Here is a 16,131-nt window from a genome sequence, read left to right on the forward strand (position 1 = left end):
TCACACGCCCTGTCGGCAACCGCCGCTCATTTAGCAGCATCATGACAAGTAAGGGGGTGGACCAATGATCAAGCCACTCGCAACAACCGCGGCGGCCCTGCTCGCCGCAGCAACCCTGGCGCCGGCCGGTACGGCGTCCGCCACATCGACGGACAGCTGCGGCCTGTCGGCTTCGTCGGTCACCGCGCGAGGTGACCACAACAACCTTGGCATCCTGTCCACCAGGCCGCCCACGGCGACCGGCCAGGCGCTCGGGCGCGCAGCGTTCGCGCCGGGCCGGGTGAAGGTGATGGCGACGATGTCGGTACTCATCGACCAGGGCCCTGACGGCTCTCAATACGCCGTGTACGGCTACGTCGTCATCGGCGACGCGCTCTACCAGGCGGCGTACGACGCGCACGGCGACGGGATCATCGACAACCCTCCGGCGGCCTTGCGGCGGATCGGTGGCGGCTGGGGGAATTTCACGACGGTGGAGGAGGCCGAGTACCAGGGGCCGACCCAGGGCGGCGTCTCGCGCTGGAACGTGTACGGCCTGCGCAGTGACGGCGTGCTCTTCCGGTGGAGCGTCAGCAGCAAGGGCGTCTGGCGCAGAACCGGGTCCGCGCCCGGCTTCAGCTCGGTGAAGTCGATGGCGCTGGTGAGCAAGTCGGCGACCTACGACACCTTCGTCGCGAACACCCGCGGCGGCGCGCTTTACACGATCCACATTCCGACCAGCTCGCCGATGAAGCCGGTGGTCAAGGTGGTCCGCACCCGCACCTGGCAGGGGTTCGAAACCTTGATCGCGCACAAGTGCGGTGTCTATGGCACCATCCTGCTCGGCATCGACAAGGACACCGACTCGGCCTACCTGTACGCCGTCGGGCGCTTCACCGGGACCAGCACCGTGATCCAGTCGGTGGGCAAGGTCCCCGCAACCTTTGCCGACAACGTCTACGCCGGGCTGAAGGACCCGGGCACGCCCTTGAACGGCGAGTGACTCAGCGAACGACGGGGAGGTCGCCGGTCGACTCCCCGTCGAGCTCGGCGGGGGAGTCCGGGGCCGGGGTGTGTTCGACCTCGTCCAGGGCGATCTCTTCCCTGAAGACGAACTTCCGGTACGACCAGAAGCGGAATAGGGTGCCGAGGCCGAGACCGATGAAGTTCGCCGCGATGTTGTCGGACAGCCAGGTGTGCAGGTCCAGCACGTACCGCGAGAAGGCCAGACAGCCGGCCGCGATCAGCAGGCCGATCCCGTTCAGCACGAAGAACAGCACGTACTCCCGGTGCAGGCCGCTGCGCTCCCGGTGCCGCCATGTCCAGTACCGGTTGCCGAAGTAGGTCACGATCGTGGCGACCGTGGTCGAGATCAGCTTCGCGGTCAGCGGCTTGTGGTGCAGCATGCCCTCGCCCGAGTCCGCGAGGACCAGCGGGTTGTTGAACACCAGCCAGTTGTAGATCGGCAGGTCCACGACCAGCCCGAGGACACCCACCAGACCGAACTTGGCCACTTCGTGCACCAGGTGCTGGAACTGGTGGTACAGCTTGGTGACGAGCTTCAACGGGGTTCGGAACCTTCTGTGATCACACCGCGACGGGAGGGCAGCTTCCCACGGTACCCGGCGACCGGTGCTACCCCGAAATCGCCCGCGCGCCCCAGAGTGTCAAACCTGGCCGCCGTCGGGCCGATGCTGTAAGGACATTAGGCTCCCACCGTGAAGTTCGATCGGAAGGACCTCCCCGCCGGTACGCCGGTGGTCGGCATGGTCGGTGGCGGGCAGCTGGCCCGGATGACCCAGGAGACGGCCGTCGCGCTCGGCATCCAGCTCCGTGTGCTCGCGGAGGGCGCGACGGTGTCGGCGGCCCAGGCGGTCGCCGACGCGCCCGTCGGCGACTACCGCGACCCGGAGACGGTCCGCCGATTCGCCGCCGAGGCGGACGTGGTGACGTTCGACCACGAGCACGTCCCGACCGACCTGCTGCACACGCTCGAGGCGGACGGGGTCGCGGTCCGGCCCGGCCCGGACGCGCTCGTGCACGCCCAGGACAAGGCCGTGATGCGGGCCCGGCTCGACACCTTCGACGCGCCGTCGCCGGCGCACCAGGTGGTCGCGAACGCCGCGGACGTCGAGGACTTCGCCAAGCGGGTCGGCGGCTTCCCGGTCATCCTGAAGACCACCCGCGGCGGGTACGACGGCAAGGGCGTGTGGTTCGTCGACGGCCCGGACGACCCGCAGATCGCGACCGCGTTCGGCAGCGGCGTACCGATCCTGGCCGAGGAGAAGGTGGACTTCGTCCGCGAACTGTCCGCGATCGTGGCGCGCTCGCCGCACGGGCAGGCGGTCGCGTACCCGATCGTCGAGTCGGTGCAGCGCGACGGCATCTGCGTCGAGGTGACCGCGCCCGCGCCCGGCCTGGCGCCGGAGCGCGCCGCCCAGGCACAGCAGACCGCGCTGCGGATCGCCGGCGAGCTCGGCGTGGTCGGCATCCTCGCGGTCGAGATGTTCGAGGCCCGCGACGGTCGGCTGCTGGTCAACGAGCTCGCGATGCGCCCGCACAACACCGGCCACTGGACGATCGACGGCGCGGTCACGTCGCAGTTCGAGAACCACCTGCGCGCGGTGCTCGACCTGCCGCTCGGCTCGCCGGCCGCGCGGGCGCCGTACACGGTGATGGTGAACGTGCTCGGCGGCGACGTCGAGGACATGCACCGCGGCCTGCTGCACTGCATGGCCCGCGACCCGGGGCTGAAGGTCCACTTCTACGGGAAGTCGGTGAAGCCGGGCCGCAAGGTCGGCCACGTCACGGCGTACGGCGACGATCTCGAACAGACCCGGGAACGCGCGCGGCACGCGGCGGCGTACCTGACCGGCACCATCGACGAGTAAGGGTGAACATGTCCGTTGGAATCGTGATGGGGTCGGACTCCGACTGGCCGACGATGAAGGCCGCGGCGGAGGTCTGCGCCGAGTTCGACGTGCCCTTTGAGGCAGATGTGGTCTCGGCGCACCGGATGCCGACCGAGATGATCGACTACGGACGGTCAGCGCACGAGCGTGGCCTCAAGGTCCTGATCGCCGGCGCCGGCGGGGCCGCGCACCTGCCCGGGATGCTCGCGTCGGTGACGCCGCTGCCGGTGATCGGCGTCCCGGTACCGCTGAAGTACCTCGACGGGATGGACTCGCTGCTGTCGATCGTGCAGATGCCTGCGGGGGTTCCGGTTGCGACGGTCTCGATCGGGAACGCTCGGAATGCGGGGCTGCTGGCGGTCCGGATCCTGGCGGCTTCCGACGAACGGCTGCGGGAGCGGATGATCGCCTTCCAGGAGTCGCTCGCGGAGATGGCCCGGGGGAAGGGCGGCACGGTGCGTGACGGGGCGGCAGAGTTGCGTAAAGGTTGAGGTCTGGACTGGTTTTCCACAGGTCGGGGGCGGGTAGTCGTGAGATCCCATTGGTTGTCGTCTAAGGTCGTCGATCGTGACTCCGCCCACTGACTCGGACACGCAGCGCATTCCGGTCCGCTACTGGATCTGGCTGTTCGGCGCTGCCGTGTCCCTCCTCGGCGATCTGACGATGTCGTTCGCCATCGGCTGGTCCGCCACCCGCCACGGCGGCAGCGTCGCCGGGCTCATCCTGCTGCTCGCCGCCGCCCCGAGAGCGATCCTCTTGCTGGTCGGCGGCGCGGTCGGCGACCGGTACGGCGCACCGCGCGTGCTGCTGGTGAGCTGCACCGCGATGTTCCTGGTGACCGCGGCCCTGGTCCCGGCGACCCGGGCCGTGGGCGAGCCGGTGTGGCTGCTGATCATCCTGGCCCTGGTGGTCGGTGTCATCGATGCGTTCTTCCTGCCCTCGTCGCGCGCGATGCCGCGACTGCTCGTGCCGCCGCCGCAAGTCCCGCGCGCACTGGCGAGCTTCCAGGTGACAGGAGTCGTGTTCGCGGTCACCGGTACGGCGGTGGGCGGCGTCCTGGTGAACTGGGCCGGTCTGTCCGCGGCGGCCGGCTTCGACGCGATCACGTTCGGCATCATGATCGTGGTCCTGCTCGTGCTGCGGAACACGATCGCGCCTCCCGGCCGGATGCCGGCCGGGATGCTGCGCTCGATCGGCGCCGGGATCCAGGTCGCCTTCGGCCGGCCGCTGACCCGCGCGCTGCTGATCATGATGACCGTCGCGGCCGGTCTGCTGATGCCGCTCGACGCGCTGCTGTTCCCGCTGCTCGCCCGGGACCACGGCTGGGATGCCGCGACCGCCGGTCTGCTCGTCGCCAGCCGCAGCCTCGGAGTGGGCGTGATCGCCGTGCGCATCCTGCTGCGAGGCGCGTTCCCGCGACCGGGCATCTTCGCCGCTGTCGGTCTGCTGGTGGCGGCGGTCGGACTGCTCGGCCTGTCGGTCCTCGATCCGCTGCCCCTGACGTTCGCCGCCGGTGTGCTGAGCGGGATCGGCGTCGGAACGTTCACCGGTCACGTGCTGCCGTTGCTGATGAACTCGGTGGAGCGTGAGTTCCAGTCCCGTCTGCAGTCCATCGTCGTGCTGTGCCAGAGCATCGCGATCATGATCGCGAACCCGGTGCTGGGCAGCCTGGCCGATGTCAGTGGCATCGGCATCACCGGCGTCTGCCTCGGTATCGCCTGCGCCTCGGCCCTCACCGGCTGCGTCGTCCTCACCCGCCCGGTCCTGCGGGAGGCGAAGGTCGCCTAGGGTTTCCCGGGCGCCCGGTAGGTCCAGCCGGCGGCGCGCCAGGCGGCGGCGTCCAGGTTGAGGCGGGCGTCGACCACGACCGGGGTGCTGACGACCTGGCTCAGGGCGACCGGGTCGAGCTCGCGGAACTCGGGCCACTCGGTGAGGTGCAGGACGGCGTGGGCCTCGCGGCACGCCTCGATCGCGGTCGGGGCGTAGCGCAGCGTCGGGCGGACCTTGCGGGCGTTCTCCATCGCCTCCGGGTCATAGACCGTGACGTTCGCACCGTGCAACTGGATCCGGCCGGCCACGTCGAGCGCGGGCGAGTCGCGGACGTCGTCCGTACCGGCCTTGAAGGCGGCGCCCAGGACGGTGACGTTCTTGCCGATCCATTCGCCGCCGAGGGCGTCGTGGGTGACGTCGACGATCCGGCCGCGGCGGTGATGGTTGATGTCGTCGACCTCGCGCAGCAGCGTGATGACCTCTTCGACGCCGAGCTCGCCCGCGCGGTGCATGAACGCGCGCAGGTCCTTCGGCAGGCAGCCCCCGCCGTACCCCGGGCCGGCGTTCAGCATGCCGCGGCCGATCCGCTTGTCATACCCGAGCGCGTCGGCCAGCTGGGTGACGTCGGCGCCGGTCGCGTCGGCCATCTCGGCGAGCGCGTTGATGAACGAGATCTTCGTGGCCAGGAACGCGTTCGCGCCGCCCTTGACCAGCTCCGCGGTCGGCAGGTTGCAGACGACCACCGGCGAGCCCTCCGCGATCGGTGTCGCGAACACCTCGCGCAGCCGCGCCTCGGCCGCCGCGGACTGGACGCCGAACACCAGCCGGTCCGGGTGCAGGGTGTCGTCGACGCCGTGCGCCTCGCGGAGGAATTCCGGCTGCCAGGCGACCTCCACCGCCGAACCGGCCGGGGACTCGCTGTGGAAGCGCTGCTCGAGGACCTTCGACGTACCGACCGGGACCGTGGAGCGGCCGACCACGAGCGTCGGCCTGGTCAGCAGCGGAGCGAGCATGTCGACGACCGAGTGCAGCTGGGACAGGTCGGCGGCCTCGCTGCCCTCGAGCTGCGGGGTGCCGGCGCAGATGAAGTGCACGTCGGCCCAGTCCGCGATCTCGCGGTAGTCGCTGGTGAACCGCAACCGGCCGGAGTCCACGTGCTTCTTCAGCAGCGGGTCCAGCCCGGGTTCGTAGAGCGGCGCCTTGCCGTCGTTCAGCAGCTTCAGGCGGTGCTCGTCGATCTCGACCCCGATCACGTCGAAACCGAACTCGGCCATCCCGGCGGACGTGTTGCAGCCGAGGTAGCCGGTGCCGATCACGGCGATCCGGAGCGGACGGGGCGTCGCTTCACTCATGTCGGGGACTCTACCCATCGTGGTTATCGGCCGGTGACCGGCTCATGTCCGGCCCGTGCGGACTTGGTCACTTTCGGGGTACGACGTCCTGCCGGCGCGCGTTGTTCGTCGTACTGTGTGACTCGTGAGTAACTCATTCGAGCTGTACGCGCTGTCCGAGGAGCACCAGGCGATCCGCGAGGCCGTTCGCGACGTCTGCGACGCCAAGGTCGCCCCGCATGCCGGGGACGTGGACGAGCTGGCCGAGTTCCCGAAGGCGTCGTACGACGCGCTGAAGGCGTCGGACTTCCACGCGCCGCACATCCCGGAGCAGTACGGCGGGGCAGGCGCGGACGCGCTGGCCACGGTGATCGTGATCGAGGAGGTCGCCCGGGCGTGCGCCTCGACCTCGCTGATCCCGGCCGTCAACAAGCTCGGCTCGCTGCCGCTGCTGCTGTCCGCCTCCGAGGAGGTGAAGCAGCGCTACCTGCCGCCGGTCGCGGCCGGTGACTCGATGTTCTCGTACTGCCTGTCCGAGCCCGAGGCCGGCTCGGACGCCGCCTCGATGAAGACACGCGCGGTTCTCGACGGCGACGAGTACATGGTGAACGGCGTGAAGCGGTGGATCACGAACGCCGGTGTCAGCGATTTCTACACGGTGTTCGCGGTCACCGACCCGTCCGCGCGCTCCCGTGGCATCTCCGCGTTCGTCGTGGAGAAGTCCGACGAGGGCGTGTCCTTCGGTGCGCCGGAGAAGAAGCTCGGCATCAAGGGCTCGCCGACGCGCGAGGTGTACTTCGACAACGTCCGGATCCCGGCCTCGCGGCTGATCGGGGAGCCTGGCACGGGCTTCAGCACCGCGATGGCGACGCTCGACCACACCCGCGTGACGATCGCGGCGCAGGCGCTCGGGATCGCGCAGGGGGCGCTCGACTACGCGCTCGGCTACGTGAAGGAGCGCAAGCAGTTCGGCAAGGCGATCGCGGAGTTCCAAGGCCTGCAGTTCATGCTCGCCGACATGGGCATGAAGATCGAGGCCGCCCGGCAGCTCACCTACGCCGCCGCCGCCCGCTCCGAACGCGGCGACACCGACCTCACCTACTTCGGCGCCGCCGCCAAGTGCTTCGCCTCCGACGTAGCCATGGCCGTCACCACCGACGCCGTCCAACTCCTCGGCGGCTACGGCTACACCCACGACTACCCCGTCGAACGCATGATGCGCGACGCCAAAATCACCCAGATCTACGAAGGCACCAACCAGGTCCAGCGCATCGTCATGGCAAGGCAGTTGCTGAAGGGCATCAGCTAGCAACCTGCACTTGCGGCCAACTCGTGGGAGGCACTACTACCGGCGCTTGTCGATCACGCGGGGTCGGTGGCGATCGTGGTGACCAGGGTTGCGGCGCGGGTTACCAGTTCGGTGCGGCTTTTGGCGCCGGCGTGGATTTGCATGGCGACGCCGTCGAGTACGGATGTGATCAGGCGGGCGCGCATCCGGGTCTCCTGGTCGGACAGGCCTGGGGTGACGCGGCGGATGAGGACGCCGAGTTCGCGGTAGAACGCCTCGTAGATCTCGTGGTTGAGCAGGCGGAAACGCTCGTGGTGGTACGCGAGTAACGACATCGTGCCGAACACGGCACCGGCTCCGGTGGTCCAGTTCCGCACCAGGGCCCGCGCGGACGCGGTCAGGCCGTCGATCGTGGTTGCCCGGCGTACGGCGGCGAGGTCGTGCTCGAACTCGGCGCGGATCACGGCCTCGAGCAGGTCGTCGCGGGTCGCGAAGTAGTACTGCAGGTTTCCCAGCTTCATCCCGGCCTTCGCCGCGACCCGCCGCAGGACGAACTGGTCGAACCCGTCCTCGACCAGCAACTCCCGCGCGACGGCGAGTAGGGCGTCCCGCCGCGCCGCGCCGCGGTCGCTGAACGAAGTCGTCACGCCCGCACCTTACCGCCGTCTAGGTCGTTGACCTACAATTAGGTCAACGACCTAGAACAGGAAGGTATTCGGATGCCAGACCGTATGACCCGGGCCGAGCGGGAGGCCTTTCTCACCGACGTACGTGTCGGGGTGCTTGCCGTCACGTCGGACGATCCGGAGCGTGCACCGGTCAGCGCGCCGGTGTGGTACGACTACTCGCCGGAGATCGGCGTCACCGTGATCATGAACGCGAAGTCCCGCAAGGGCGTCGCGATCGAGGCCGGCCGGCGGTTCGTGCTCGTCGTCCAGTCGGAGGCCACGCCGTACCGCTATGTGACGGTGGAAGGGCCTGTCACCGAGATCCGAAAGCCCGATACTGCGAAGGATCTCCTGCCGCTCGCGATCCGGTACCTGGGCGACGACTTCGGCACGACGTACACCAAGGAGTGGGAGGAGGCCGGCGGGCCGGAGACCGACCTCGTGTACGTGATGCGGCCGCAGCAGTGGAACACGGCGGACTTCACCCGCGACTTCGCCTGAGCAGTCGCGTCAGCCCTCGGCGTACTACGGTGTGCGTCGAGCGGCGAGGCGTGGGAGGTTCACGGGGTGGCGGATGTGTTCGCCGGGCGGTTCGAGCTTCTCGACCCGATCGGGGTCGGTGGGGCCGGGACGGTGTGGCGGGCCTGGGACCGGCGGCAGCAGCGGCTGTGTGCCGCGAAGGTACTGCGGCAGCGTGACGCCGGTGCCTTGCTGCGTTTCGTCCGTGAACAGGGGCGGCGGCTCGATCACCCGAACGTGCTGTCGCCGTACGGCTGGGCGGCCGACGACGACATGGCGCTGCTCGCGATGGACCTGGTCGGCGGCGGCTCGGTGGGCACCCTGGTGGCGGACTTCGGGCCGCTGCCGCCGCGGTACGCCGCCGAGCTGCTCCGGCAGGTGCTCGGCGCGCTCGACACGATCCACACAGCGGGCGTCCTGCATCGCGACGTCAAGCCCGCGAACCTCCTGCTCGAGGCGACCGGCACTGCGCGGCCGGTGCTGCGGCTGACCGACTTCGGCATCGCGATCGCCCTCGGCGAGCCGCGCCTGACCATCCACGGAACAGTCGTCGGCACCCCCGGCTACCTGGCTCCCGAGGCGCTCGCCGGAGCCACGCCCGCGCCGAGCCAGGACCTGTACGCCGCGGGCGTGACCGCCTGGCAACTCCTGACCGGATCCGAACCTCCCGAACGCGGCACCCTCCCGGCCCGTCCTCTCGATGCCGTCGACCCGATCTGGGACCTGGTCACCCACCTCACCCAACCCGACCCCGCCGACCGGCCGCACTCCGCAACCGAAGCCCTGGAATCTCTCGCACCCCTCCTCGCCGAGCCTCTCGAACTCCCGGCCCAAACAGCCGACGGCGAACTCATCGAGGTCTTCGACCACCTCCCACCACTCCCTGCACACACCCCCAAACCCACCCTCCACGACCCCGAGGCGGGCGACCTGGCGGAGGGCGGCCCGGCCGCGGGCGACCTGTCGGGTGGCGGGGCGGGGAGCGGTGGGGTGGTCGGTGAGTTGCGGAACGGTGGGGCGGCGGAGGGTGCACGCGCCAAGGGGCAGGGCGGGATGCCTGCGGGGGCGGTCGGCGGTGTGTCGGTGGGGGCGGGGCGGCGTGGGGGACGGCGTGCGGGGGTGATTGCGGTGGTGGCCGCGGTGGTCGTCGTTGGAGGTGGGGGTGTTGCGCTGGCGGTGTTTGATCCGTTCGGGGGGCGGCGGGACATCGAGCCGGCTGAGACCAGCCCGGGGCCGGGTGGGGTGTCCGAGACTGCGACGACAGTTGGTGTGACTCCGGCGGCACCGGCGAGTCGGTCGGCGGATCCTGGGATCCGGGCCGGGCAGCCGTGCGGGTGGCAGCTGGCGGGGTCGGTGGAAACGGCTGCTGACGGCACCCGAGTGGAGTGCCGTCAGCAAGGCTCGTCGTACCGCTGGGTGAAGGTCAGTTAGGCCAGGTGGGCTGCTGTGGGCGTCGGCCGCGCAGGATGAGGGCTGTCGCGACCCCGGCCGCCGCGAGCAGGACGGCGGCGCCGCCGATGACCCACGGCAGGGTGGAGTTGGAGCTGTCGTCGGAGGACCGACCGTCGATCGGCCCGCTCGCATTACCCGATCCGCTCTCCGGCGACCAGGTCGACGATGGCGAGGTCACCGGGGTCTCGCTCGCCGTCGGCTCCGGCGTGCCGGACGTGCCGTACTCCGGCCCGCTGACCCTGGTACCGGCGACCGCGACGTCGATCTTGACCGGTACGCCGCCCGCCCCGGCGTCGGAGGCGCCGAGTTTGACGACGAGGTAGTACCAGCCGTCGACGGCCATCTTCCGGATGTCGGCGTCGCTGCCCTCGCGGTTCAGGTACATCACGCGGGTCGTGGCGATCGGCTTGCCGTTGGTCGGCAGCGTCATCGTGTTGCCGGTGTACGCCGTGGTGTCGCTGTCGATCTCGTCTCGCACGGGGTTGAACAGCGTGGTCGCCACGTTGACGGTCTGCCCGTCCGGCACGCCGCCGTACGTGACCCGGTACGCAAGGCCCCGCCCCCAGTCCAGCTTGACCCGGTAGAACAGCTGCTCCCCGTAGTACACCGTCTCGCCGTACCGGCCCGGCCCGGGCAAGGTGGTCGCCTCGTTGAAGGACCCGCCGCCACGCACCGGCTGCCCGGCGGCCGCAGGCTCGTTGGCGAACTCGACCCGCGTGGCAGCGGCCGGCTCGCCCTTGCCGCCGACGGTCGGCGGCTCGACCCGGACCAGCAGCTCGACCGGCACCCGGTCGGTGCCCTTGTTGTCGCGGGTGACGCGGAGGACGTAGCGACCGGGCTCGTCACACGTACGGGAGTTGTCGCCGTCAGCCAGCTCGTCCCAGCGCAGGACCGTGCTGAGACTGCCGCCGTCCGTCTTGGCCCGGGTGTTGAGCTGCCGCTCCCGCTTGTTGCAGTCGGCGCCGCCCGGCCCGGTGATGCGGATGTCCAGGGCTTCGACGTCGCGGACGTTGCCGCGCGGGAAGATCGCGGTGCCGGCGAAGTACAGCGTCTCGCCCTCCTTCAGGTCGACGGCGTAGAAGCGCTCCTCCTGCGAGTCCAGGGTGTCGACGTACTGGCCCGGAGCCGCCAGTGGGGCGGTTGTCGGGTCGTTGGTCCCTGTGATCGGTTTGCCGACCGGCTCGTAGTGCCGCAGCGCCCGCTCAGTGACCCGGCCGAGTACGCCGGTGAGCGTGGCCGCGTCGTCGGCGTCGTGGTACGTGCCGCCGGTGGTCTGGGCGATGCAGGCGAGCTGCGCGCGGGCCGCGGCCCCGACCCGGAAGCCGATGGTGTGGACGTGCAGGTCGATGCCCTGCTGGTGCAGCTCCTTGGCGACCTCACAGGGCTGCGGCGGGGCGCAGGTGTCCTCGCCGTCGGAGACGAGCACGATCGACCGCTGGCCTTCCTTCGGCAGCGCAGCGGCGGCCGTTCGCAGCGATCGGCCGATCGGCGTGTAGCCGCGAGCCTGCGCGCGGGACACCGCGGCCTTCAGGGCCGGCTTGTTCACTGTCCCGACCGGCTGGACGACCTGGACGTCGCGGCAGCCCGCCGCCTTCTCGGAACCTGCCGAGCCGGTGCCCGTGCCGTAGACGGTCAGCCCCACCTGAGCCTCTGCCGGCAACCCGTCGACCATGCTGGCGACCGCGCGCTTGGCGGCGTCCATCCGGGTGCCCGTGCCGCCGGCGTCCTTGGCCTTCATCGACCCGGACGAGTCCAGGACGACCATCACCGGCGAGTACGTGTCCGCTGCGGAGGCATTTGCAGATGGGAACACGATGGCAAGGCCGGTCACGACCAAGAGTGCGGCGGCACGGCGTATCATGGGCTACTCCAGTGTTTGCAGATCGGAACAGTGATGACCATATCGTTTGCATTTGCGATTTGCAACCGCAAAGCCACGGAGGGCCTGTGAGCGACGCCGTCATCCGCAACGTCGAGCGGCAGATCGAGTGGTACGGCGAGCCGCTCGGCGACCGGTTCGGGCGACTGCTGGCGCGGCTGAGTCTGTCGCAGGCGCAGCTGGCCGGCGTCCTGGGACTCTCGGCGCCGATGTTGTCGCAGCTGATGTCCGGCCAGCGCTCGAAGATCAGCAGCCCGGCGGTGCTGTCCCGGCTGTTGCACCTCGAGGCCATGGTCGACGAGCCCGCTTGGGACACGCTCCCGCCGGACGAGCGGTCGCGCCGCCTCGACGACGTCCGGGCCGCCGAGCGCTCCACCCTCAGCATGGTGACCTCCGAGGTTCAGCCGGTCAGGACACAGCCGGCCGGGGATCCGGTGACCGCGATCCAGGAGGTGCTCCGGGCAGTGGCCTCGGCGTCCGAGCTGGAGGGTGCCGCCCACCTGCTCGAGCGCGAATACCCGGACCTGGCGGAAGCCCTGCGGGTTCTCGGCACGGGCCGTACGCCTGACGCCCGGGCCTTCTACGCCCGCGTCATCGGCTGAGGCTCGATCAGGTCGTCGCGAGGTCGTTGACGAAGCTGTCCGACCAGTCGGAGAGAGTGGGCAGGCGTTCGGACCAGATCTTGGTCCGCGGGGCTCCCGCCGTACCGGGTTCGCCGGCGTCCGGCCAATAGCCGATCGCCGAGCGCAAGGTGCCGAGGTGCTCGGCGAGGTGGTCGTCCAGGCGGACGATCGTGGCGACCCGCTCCGCTCCGAGGCGGGCGATGACCTCCGGGTCGCGGAAGACGGTCCGGAGCGCGCCGCCGAGATTCGCCAGCCGGGCGTCGCAGGGTCGTTCGCCCACCGGCTCGGCGACCACGAGGGTGTGGGTGTCGGGGAGGTACCGACCCTGCCGCTCGGCGATCCGGTAGAGCTCGGTCAGCCGCGTCCGCAGGTGCGGAGTGGTGGCGAGTCCGGTGCCGGCGTCCTCGCACGACGAGGCGTGCAGGTAGGTCAGCGTGCACTCGGTCCAGCTCTGGCACAACGTCCGGATCGCCTCGAACGAGGGCTCCTCGCCGACGGTCCGGTACGTCGTCCGCAGGATGTCCAGAGCGACCGTCAGCGCGATCTCGCGCTCGGCCGATCGCCGGCCCGCGGCGGCGACGCGCGGCAGCGGGTCCGACCCGCCGGCGAGCGCCTGGAGCAGCGGCCGGAACGCCGCGTCGTGACTCGGTCCCTGATTGCGCGGCTTGTCGATCAACATGGCGGATCCCCGTTTGACTACCGATCGTGGTCACCCGCCTGGCCGGCGGGCAACGCGTACGCCCTGAGACGCTCGGCCTCGCGAACCATGACGCCAGAACGCCGGAATTCACGATCCGGTACGACCGGAGCCACCGCCGGCAGCTGATCTACGCTACGGACGGCGACAACAGCCGAAGGCCGCAGGAGGAAACGATGGAGGCAGCCGGCTCGCTGATCCAGGGCGCCGGCGTGCACCGCCTCGCTCGACGCGATTCCTCCGGCGTCGAGCGGGAGTATCTGGTGGCCGTGCCCGACGGCCCCGTCCTCGGTGTGACGGTGCTGTTCCATCCCTTCGGCTTCACGCCCGAGGCGGTGCTGTACGGCGAACCCGCTGGCGAGCTGCTCATCAGGCCCCTCGACGGCGCCCTGGAACCGGCTGCGGCGACTGGGCAGATCGTCGTCGCGCCGCGGAGCCGTGGACGGATGCTCGCCGGAATCTCGCTGGCCTGGCAGGACCATCTGGACGCGACCTGGGCCGTCGCCCGGGAGCTCAGTGCGTCCCACGGCACGGACGTCGTCGCCGTTGGCGGGCTGTCCATGGGTGGGCAGGAAGCCCTGGTGCTGGCCGCTCAGCATGCCGACGACGTCACGTCGGTCTGGGCCGTCAACCCGGTCGTCGATCTCGCGCACTGGCACGACGACATCAGAGACGGTCGCGCGAGTGCGGCGCTGCTCGATGCCGACGCCACGATTCGCGACGAGGTCGGCGGGGCCCCGTCCGAGCGGCCCGAGGACTACACGCGCCGGAGCCCGATCGCGTACGCCGAGGAGCTGGCGCGCACCGTCGTACGGCTCGTGTGGTCCGGCGCCGACACGATCATCCCCGGCCAGGCGTCGTACCACGCGCACGCGCTCGCGGAGCAGCTCCGCGCGCGTGACGGCCGGATCGACGAGCGCATCGTCACGCACGCCCCGAGCTCACCGGCCGACGAGCCCGGCCGGTTCGCGCACGAGGCCTGCGACGTCTGGGAACACCTGGCCTGGGCGGCCCGGACCGCACCGGCCTGACTAGGCCGCGGCCCGCAGCAACTTCTCCGGCCACGCAGGATCGGTGACCTTGGCGATCGGATAGCCGGAGGCCCACGGACCTTCCCAGTGGACCTCGATCCCGGGGTTGTGGACATCGGTGCCGTCCGGAAGGAAGAGGTGCGGACTGCCCTGGACGGCGTCGGTGACCGCGACGGCGTGGTCGTCCATCACCGCCGACCGGGACCGACCGCTGTCGAGCGCCGCGGCCAGTTCGCCGGCGTCGACGGACTCGACCTCGGCCGCGATGTCGAGGATCGTCCGGCGGTGACCGATCGGCCGCGAGTCGAACCAGAAGGCCCGGCGGACGGCGGCGTCGAGGTCCTCGGAGGCCTGCAGGCCTTGGGCTTTGGCGGCATGGACGGCCTCGGCGGCGAGCAGCACCGTCGACGGGTACGTCCAGTCGGGCTGCGTCCACAGCCGGAACCCGATCTCGGGAGCGAGCTGCCCGAGCCCGACCGCTTCGCTGTCGGTGCCGGGCCGGGAGTGCGGACCGTTGAACAGTTCGAGGGCGAACGTGTGGTGGTCCAGCCGGACCGCCGCGTCCATCCCGAGCTCGGCCCGGGTCGTCCGGAGCCTGTGGATCGCCACGTGCGCGAACGGGCACAGCAGATCCGACCACACCTGGATCGTCCCGGCGGCGACGTTCACTCGTCCTCCTCGTGGTCGGCGCCAGTCGGGTTGCTGGTGAAGTGCTCCGGCTTGATCAGCACCGCCGTACGCCGGTCCGCCACCATCTCTCGGTCGTACGCGTCCAGATCCGGATGCACGCCGCCCGCGGCGTGGTAGATGTCCCGCAGCAGCACCCGCAACCGCGCCGCGTCGATACCCTCCATCGGATCGTCCGGGCCGGCCAGCTCGACCGCTCCCTGCACGCCGATCCACTCCCACTCCGCGCGGAACACCAGCGTCGCGCTCGGCGTCCGCCGCAGGTGCGCGAGCTTCGCGGTCCGCCCGCGCGCGACGAACGCGACGACCGGCTCGCCGGTCAGCGGATGGTCGAGGACCCCGGCGTTCACCACCGAGGCGGCCGGCTCGCCGGAGCGCCGCTGGGTGATCGCGACGGCCAGGAAGTGATCCCGGCGGCCGAGTTCGTTGATGCGGGCCAGTCCCGCGGTGGTCTCCATACTGCCGACACTAACGGACCGTGGTCCGGTTATCAATCGCGAGGCCAGAGCAGCGGCTGGATCGCCGGGTCGGTGTAGTCCGGGTCGGGGTCGTGGCGGACGAGCGTGTCGTTCGGGTGGCTCGCGCCTGCCCGCCGGCGGTTGTCGGCCGGCTGGAGGTGGATGGCCAGCGAGCGGCGCGGCGCCGCGCTCAGGTTGCCGGAGCTGCCGTGCACCGTCCGGCAGTGGTGAAAGCTGACCTGCCCGCGACGCATCCGCGGTACGACGGGCGTCGGGTCGTACCCCTGCGCGAGGATCGAGGCCTCGAGCCCGGCCGCGTCCTGCGAGAAGAAGTCCAGCCCGGTCACGGACCACCGATGGCTGCCGGGCAGGAACGCGACCGCGCCGTTCACCTCGTCGACGTCGTGGAACCCGACCCACGCGGTGAGCATCTCGTCCGACGTGCACGACTGCCAGTACTGCCGGTCGGTGTGCCACCCGACCCGCGCCGCCGATCCGCCCGGCGGCTTGTACAGCAACTGGTCGTGCCAAAGCCGGATCCCAGCCGCGCCGGACAGTGCGGCCGCCGTCGCCGCGATCGCCGGATGGTGGACCAGCGCGGCCAGTTCGTCCACGCGCAAGGACGAGTAGTCGTTCTTCCGCAGTACGTCGCCGTCCTCGGGCTGCCACCCCCGCGTCGCCGGTACGTCGGGCAGCGCGTGATCGTGGTCGCCGGCGTAGAACCGCTCCATCCCGCGCTCGGCTGCGTCCAGTACGTCGGAAGGCACGATCACCGGCGAAATCCAGTACCCGTGCTCGCGGTAGAAGGCAATGTCGTCAGCATCCATGACGATCAAC

Annotated in this window: 17 protein-coding genes; 9 read left to right on the top strand and 8 right to left on the bottom strand. The window is 70.4% G+C overall.

Going from position 1 to position 16,131, the window contains the following annotated elements:
• The first annotated feature begins 64 nt into the window (after window positions 1-64).
• Entirely contained in the window at window positions 65-982 is a 918-nt protein-coding gene (locus AB0I12_RS28375) for a hypothetical protein (protein ID WP_359935168.1), read from the top strand.
• 1 nt (window position 983) lies between these two features.
• On the opposite strand, the gene AB0I12_RS28380 is transcribed toward AB0I12_RS28375, so the two are convergent.
• Window positions 984-1,544: a GtrA family protein gene (locus tag AB0I12_RS28380; protein ID WP_355696517.1), complete on the bottom strand. Its 561-nt coding sequence runs from the start codon at window positions 1,542-1,544 to the stop codon at window positions 984-986.
• 153 nt (window positions 1,545-1,697) lie between these two features.
• On the opposite strand from AB0I12_RS28380, the gene AB0I12_RS28385 reads away from it, so the two are divergent.
• The 3 genes from AB0I12_RS28385 (at window position 1,698) to AB0I12_RS28395 (ending at window position 4,679) form a co-directional block, all read left to right on the top strand.
• Window positions 1,698-2,870, top strand: coding sequence for a 5-(carboxyamino)imidazole ribonucleotide synthase (locus AB0I12_RS28385; protein WP_359935170.1), 1,173 nt, complete (start codon window positions 1,698-1,700; stop codon window positions 2,868-2,870).
• An 8-nt stretch (window positions 2,871-2,878) separates the two neighbouring features.
• A complete protein-coding gene (gene purE, locus AB0I12_RS28390) occupies window positions 2,879-3,382 on the top strand; it encodes a 5-(carboxyamino)imidazole ribonucleotide mutase (protein WP_359935172.1) in 504 nt (167 codons plus the stop codon).
• Window positions 3,383-3,458: 76 nt separating this feature from the next.
• On the top strand, window positions 3,459-4,679 hold the full coding sequence (locus tag AB0I12_RS28395; protein ID WP_359935174.1) for an MFS transporter: 1,221 nt from the start codon (window positions 3,459-3,461) through the stop codon (window positions 4,677-4,679).
• Here the strand turns inward: AB0I12_RS28395 and AB0I12_RS28400 are convergent.
• On the bottom strand, window positions 4,676-6,013 hold the full coding sequence (locus AB0I12_RS28400) for a UDP-glucose/GDP-mannose dehydrogenase family protein (RefSeq protein WP_359935176.1): 1,338 nt from the start codon (window positions 6,011-6,013) through the stop codon (window positions 4,676-4,678). The genes AB0I12_RS28395 and AB0I12_RS28400 overlap by 4 nt on opposite strands.
• Window positions 6,014-6,137: 124 nt before the next feature.
• On the opposite strand from AB0I12_RS28400, the gene AB0I12_RS28405 reads away from it, so the two are divergent.
• The gene (locus AB0I12_RS28405; RefSeq protein WP_359935178.1) at window positions 6,138-7,301 is read left to right on the top strand and encodes an acyl-CoA dehydrogenase family protein; all 1,164 of its coding nucleotides are present in this window, start codon (window positions 6,138-6,140) and stop codon (window positions 7,299-7,301) included.
• 53 nt (window positions 7,302-7,354) lie between these two features.
• On the opposite strand, the gene AB0I12_RS28410 is transcribed toward AB0I12_RS28405, so the two are convergent.
• A complete protein-coding gene (locus AB0I12_RS28410) occupies window positions 7,355-7,927 on the bottom strand; it encodes a TetR family transcriptional regulator (RefSeq protein ID WP_359935180.1) in 573 nt (190 codons plus the stop codon).
• A gap of 72 nt (window positions 7,928-7,999) precedes the next feature.
• Between AB0I12_RS28410 and AB0I12_RS28415 the strand changes: the two genes are divergently transcribed.
• Together AB0I12_RS28415 and AB0I12_RS28420 are read left to right on the top strand one after the other, a co-directional pair.
• Window positions 8,000-8,449: a pyridoxamine 5'-phosphate oxidase family protein gene (locus AB0I12_RS28415; RefSeq protein ID WP_359935182.1), complete on the top strand. Its 450-nt coding sequence runs from the start codon at window positions 8,000-8,002 to the stop codon at window positions 8,447-8,449.
• Between the two features lie 66 nt (window positions 8,450-8,515).
• Window positions 8,516-9,898 (top strand): serine/threonine-protein kinase, encoded by a 1,383-nt coding sequence (locus AB0I12_RS28420; RefSeq protein WP_359935184.1) that lies wholly within the window; start codon window positions 8,516-8,518, stop codon window positions 9,896-9,898.
• On the opposite strand, the gene AB0I12_RS28425 is transcribed toward AB0I12_RS28420, so the two are convergent.
• Complete coding sequence (locus AB0I12_RS28425) at window positions 9,891-11,780, bottom strand: VWA domain-containing protein (protein ID WP_359935186.1); 1,890 nt, start codon at window positions 11,778-11,780, stop codon at window positions 9,891-9,893. The two genes, AB0I12_RS28420 and AB0I12_RS28425, sit on opposite strands and share 8 nt — an antisense overlap.
• A gap of 86 nt (window positions 11,781-11,866) precedes the next feature.
• Here AB0I12_RS28425 and AB0I12_RS28430 point away from each other — a divergent pair, with 86 nt between their 5' ends.
• Complete coding sequence (locus AB0I12_RS28430) at window positions 11,867-12,400, top strand: helix-turn-helix domain-containing protein (RefSeq protein ID WP_359935188.1); 534 nt, start codon at window positions 11,867-11,869, stop codon at window positions 12,398-12,400.
• Between the two features lie 7 nt (window positions 12,401-12,407).
• Here the strand turns inward: AB0I12_RS28430 and AB0I12_RS28435 are convergent, their stop codons facing one another.
• Window positions 12,408-13,100 carry a hypothetical protein gene (locus AB0I12_RS28435; protein ID WP_359935190.1) on the bottom strand — a complete coding sequence of 231 codons (693 nt, stop codon included), beginning with the start codon at window positions 13,098-13,100 and terminating at the stop codon, window positions 12,408-12,410.
• 26 nt (window positions 13,101-13,126) lie between these two features.
• Here AB0I12_RS28435 and AB0I12_RS28440 point away from each other — a divergent pair, with 26 nt between their 5' ends.
• Window positions 13,127-14,149 carry a prolyl oligopeptidase family serine peptidase gene (locus AB0I12_RS28440; protein WP_359935192.1) on the top strand — a complete coding sequence of 341 codons (1,023 nt, stop codon included), beginning with the start codon at window positions 13,127-13,129 and terminating at the stop codon, window positions 14,147-14,149.
• Here AB0I12_RS28440 and AB0I12_RS28445 read toward each other — a convergent pair whose 3' ends face one another.
• Genes AB0I12_RS28445 through AB0I12_RS28455 form a run of 3 tightly spaced genes read right to left on the bottom strand, consistent with a single transcriptional unit; the run spans window position 14,150 to window position 16,121 of the window.
• Entirely contained in the window at window positions 14,150-14,818 is a 669-nt protein-coding gene (locus tag AB0I12_RS28445) for a DsbA family protein (RefSeq protein WP_359935194.1), read from the bottom strand.
• Window positions 14,815-15,294 carry a pyridoxamine 5'-phosphate oxidase gene (locus tag AB0I12_RS28450; RefSeq protein ID WP_359935196.1) on the bottom strand — a complete coding sequence of 160 codons (480 nt, stop codon included), beginning with the start codon at window positions 15,292-15,294 and terminating at the stop codon, window positions 14,815-14,817. The genes AB0I12_RS28445 and AB0I12_RS28450 overlap by 4 nt, the downstream gene beginning before the upstream one ends.
• A gap of 32 nt (window positions 15,295-15,326) precedes the next feature.
• Window positions 15,327-16,121, bottom strand: a complete 795-nt coding sequence (locus tag AB0I12_RS28455) for a phytanoyl-CoA dioxygenase family protein (RefSeq protein WP_359935198.1) — start codon at window positions 16,119-16,121, stop codon at window positions 15,327-15,329.
• Between the last annotated feature and the right edge of the window lie 10 nt (window positions 16,122-16,131).

The sequence above is a fragment of the Kribbella sp. NPDC050459 genome, from assembly GCF_040655315.1.
Lineage (GTDB): Bacteria > Actinomycetota > Actinomycetes > Propionibacteriales > Kribbellaceae > Kribbella.

Excerpts from the sequence above, each read along its gene's own strand:
- AB0I12_RS28375 (WP_359935168.1), top strand. The coding sequence starts at position 65 with ATGATCAAGCCACTCGCAACAACCGCGGCGGCCCTGCTCGCCGCAGCA.
- purE (WP_359935172.1), top strand. The coding sequence starts at position 2,879 with ATGTCCGTTGGAATCGTGATGGGGTCGGACTCCGACTGGCCGACGATG.
- AB0I12_RS28400 (WP_359935176.1), bottom strand. The coding sequence starts at position 6,013 with ATGAGTGAAGCGACGCCCCGTCCGCTCCGGATCGCCGTGATCGGCACC.
- AB0I12_RS28415 (WP_359935182.1), top strand. The coding sequence starts at position 8,000 with ATGCCAGACCGTATGACCCGGGCCGAGCGGGAGGCCTTTCTCACCGAC.
- AB0I12_RS28425 (WP_359935186.1), bottom strand. The coding sequence starts at position 11,780 with ATGATACGCCGTGCCGCCGCACTCTTGGTCGTGACCGGCCTTGCCATC.
- AB0I12_RS28435 (WP_359935190.1), bottom strand. The coding sequence starts at position 13,100 with ATGTTGATCGACAAGCCGCGCAATCAGGGACCGAGTCACGACGCGGCG.
- AB0I12_RS28450 (WP_359935196.1), bottom strand. The coding sequence starts at position 15,294 with ATGGAGACCACCGCGGGACTGGCCCGCATCAACGAACTCGGCCGCCGG.
- AB0I12_RS28455 (WP_359935198.1), bottom strand. The coding sequence starts at position 16,121 with ATGGATGCTGACGACATTGCCTTCTACCGCGAGCACGGGTACTGGATT.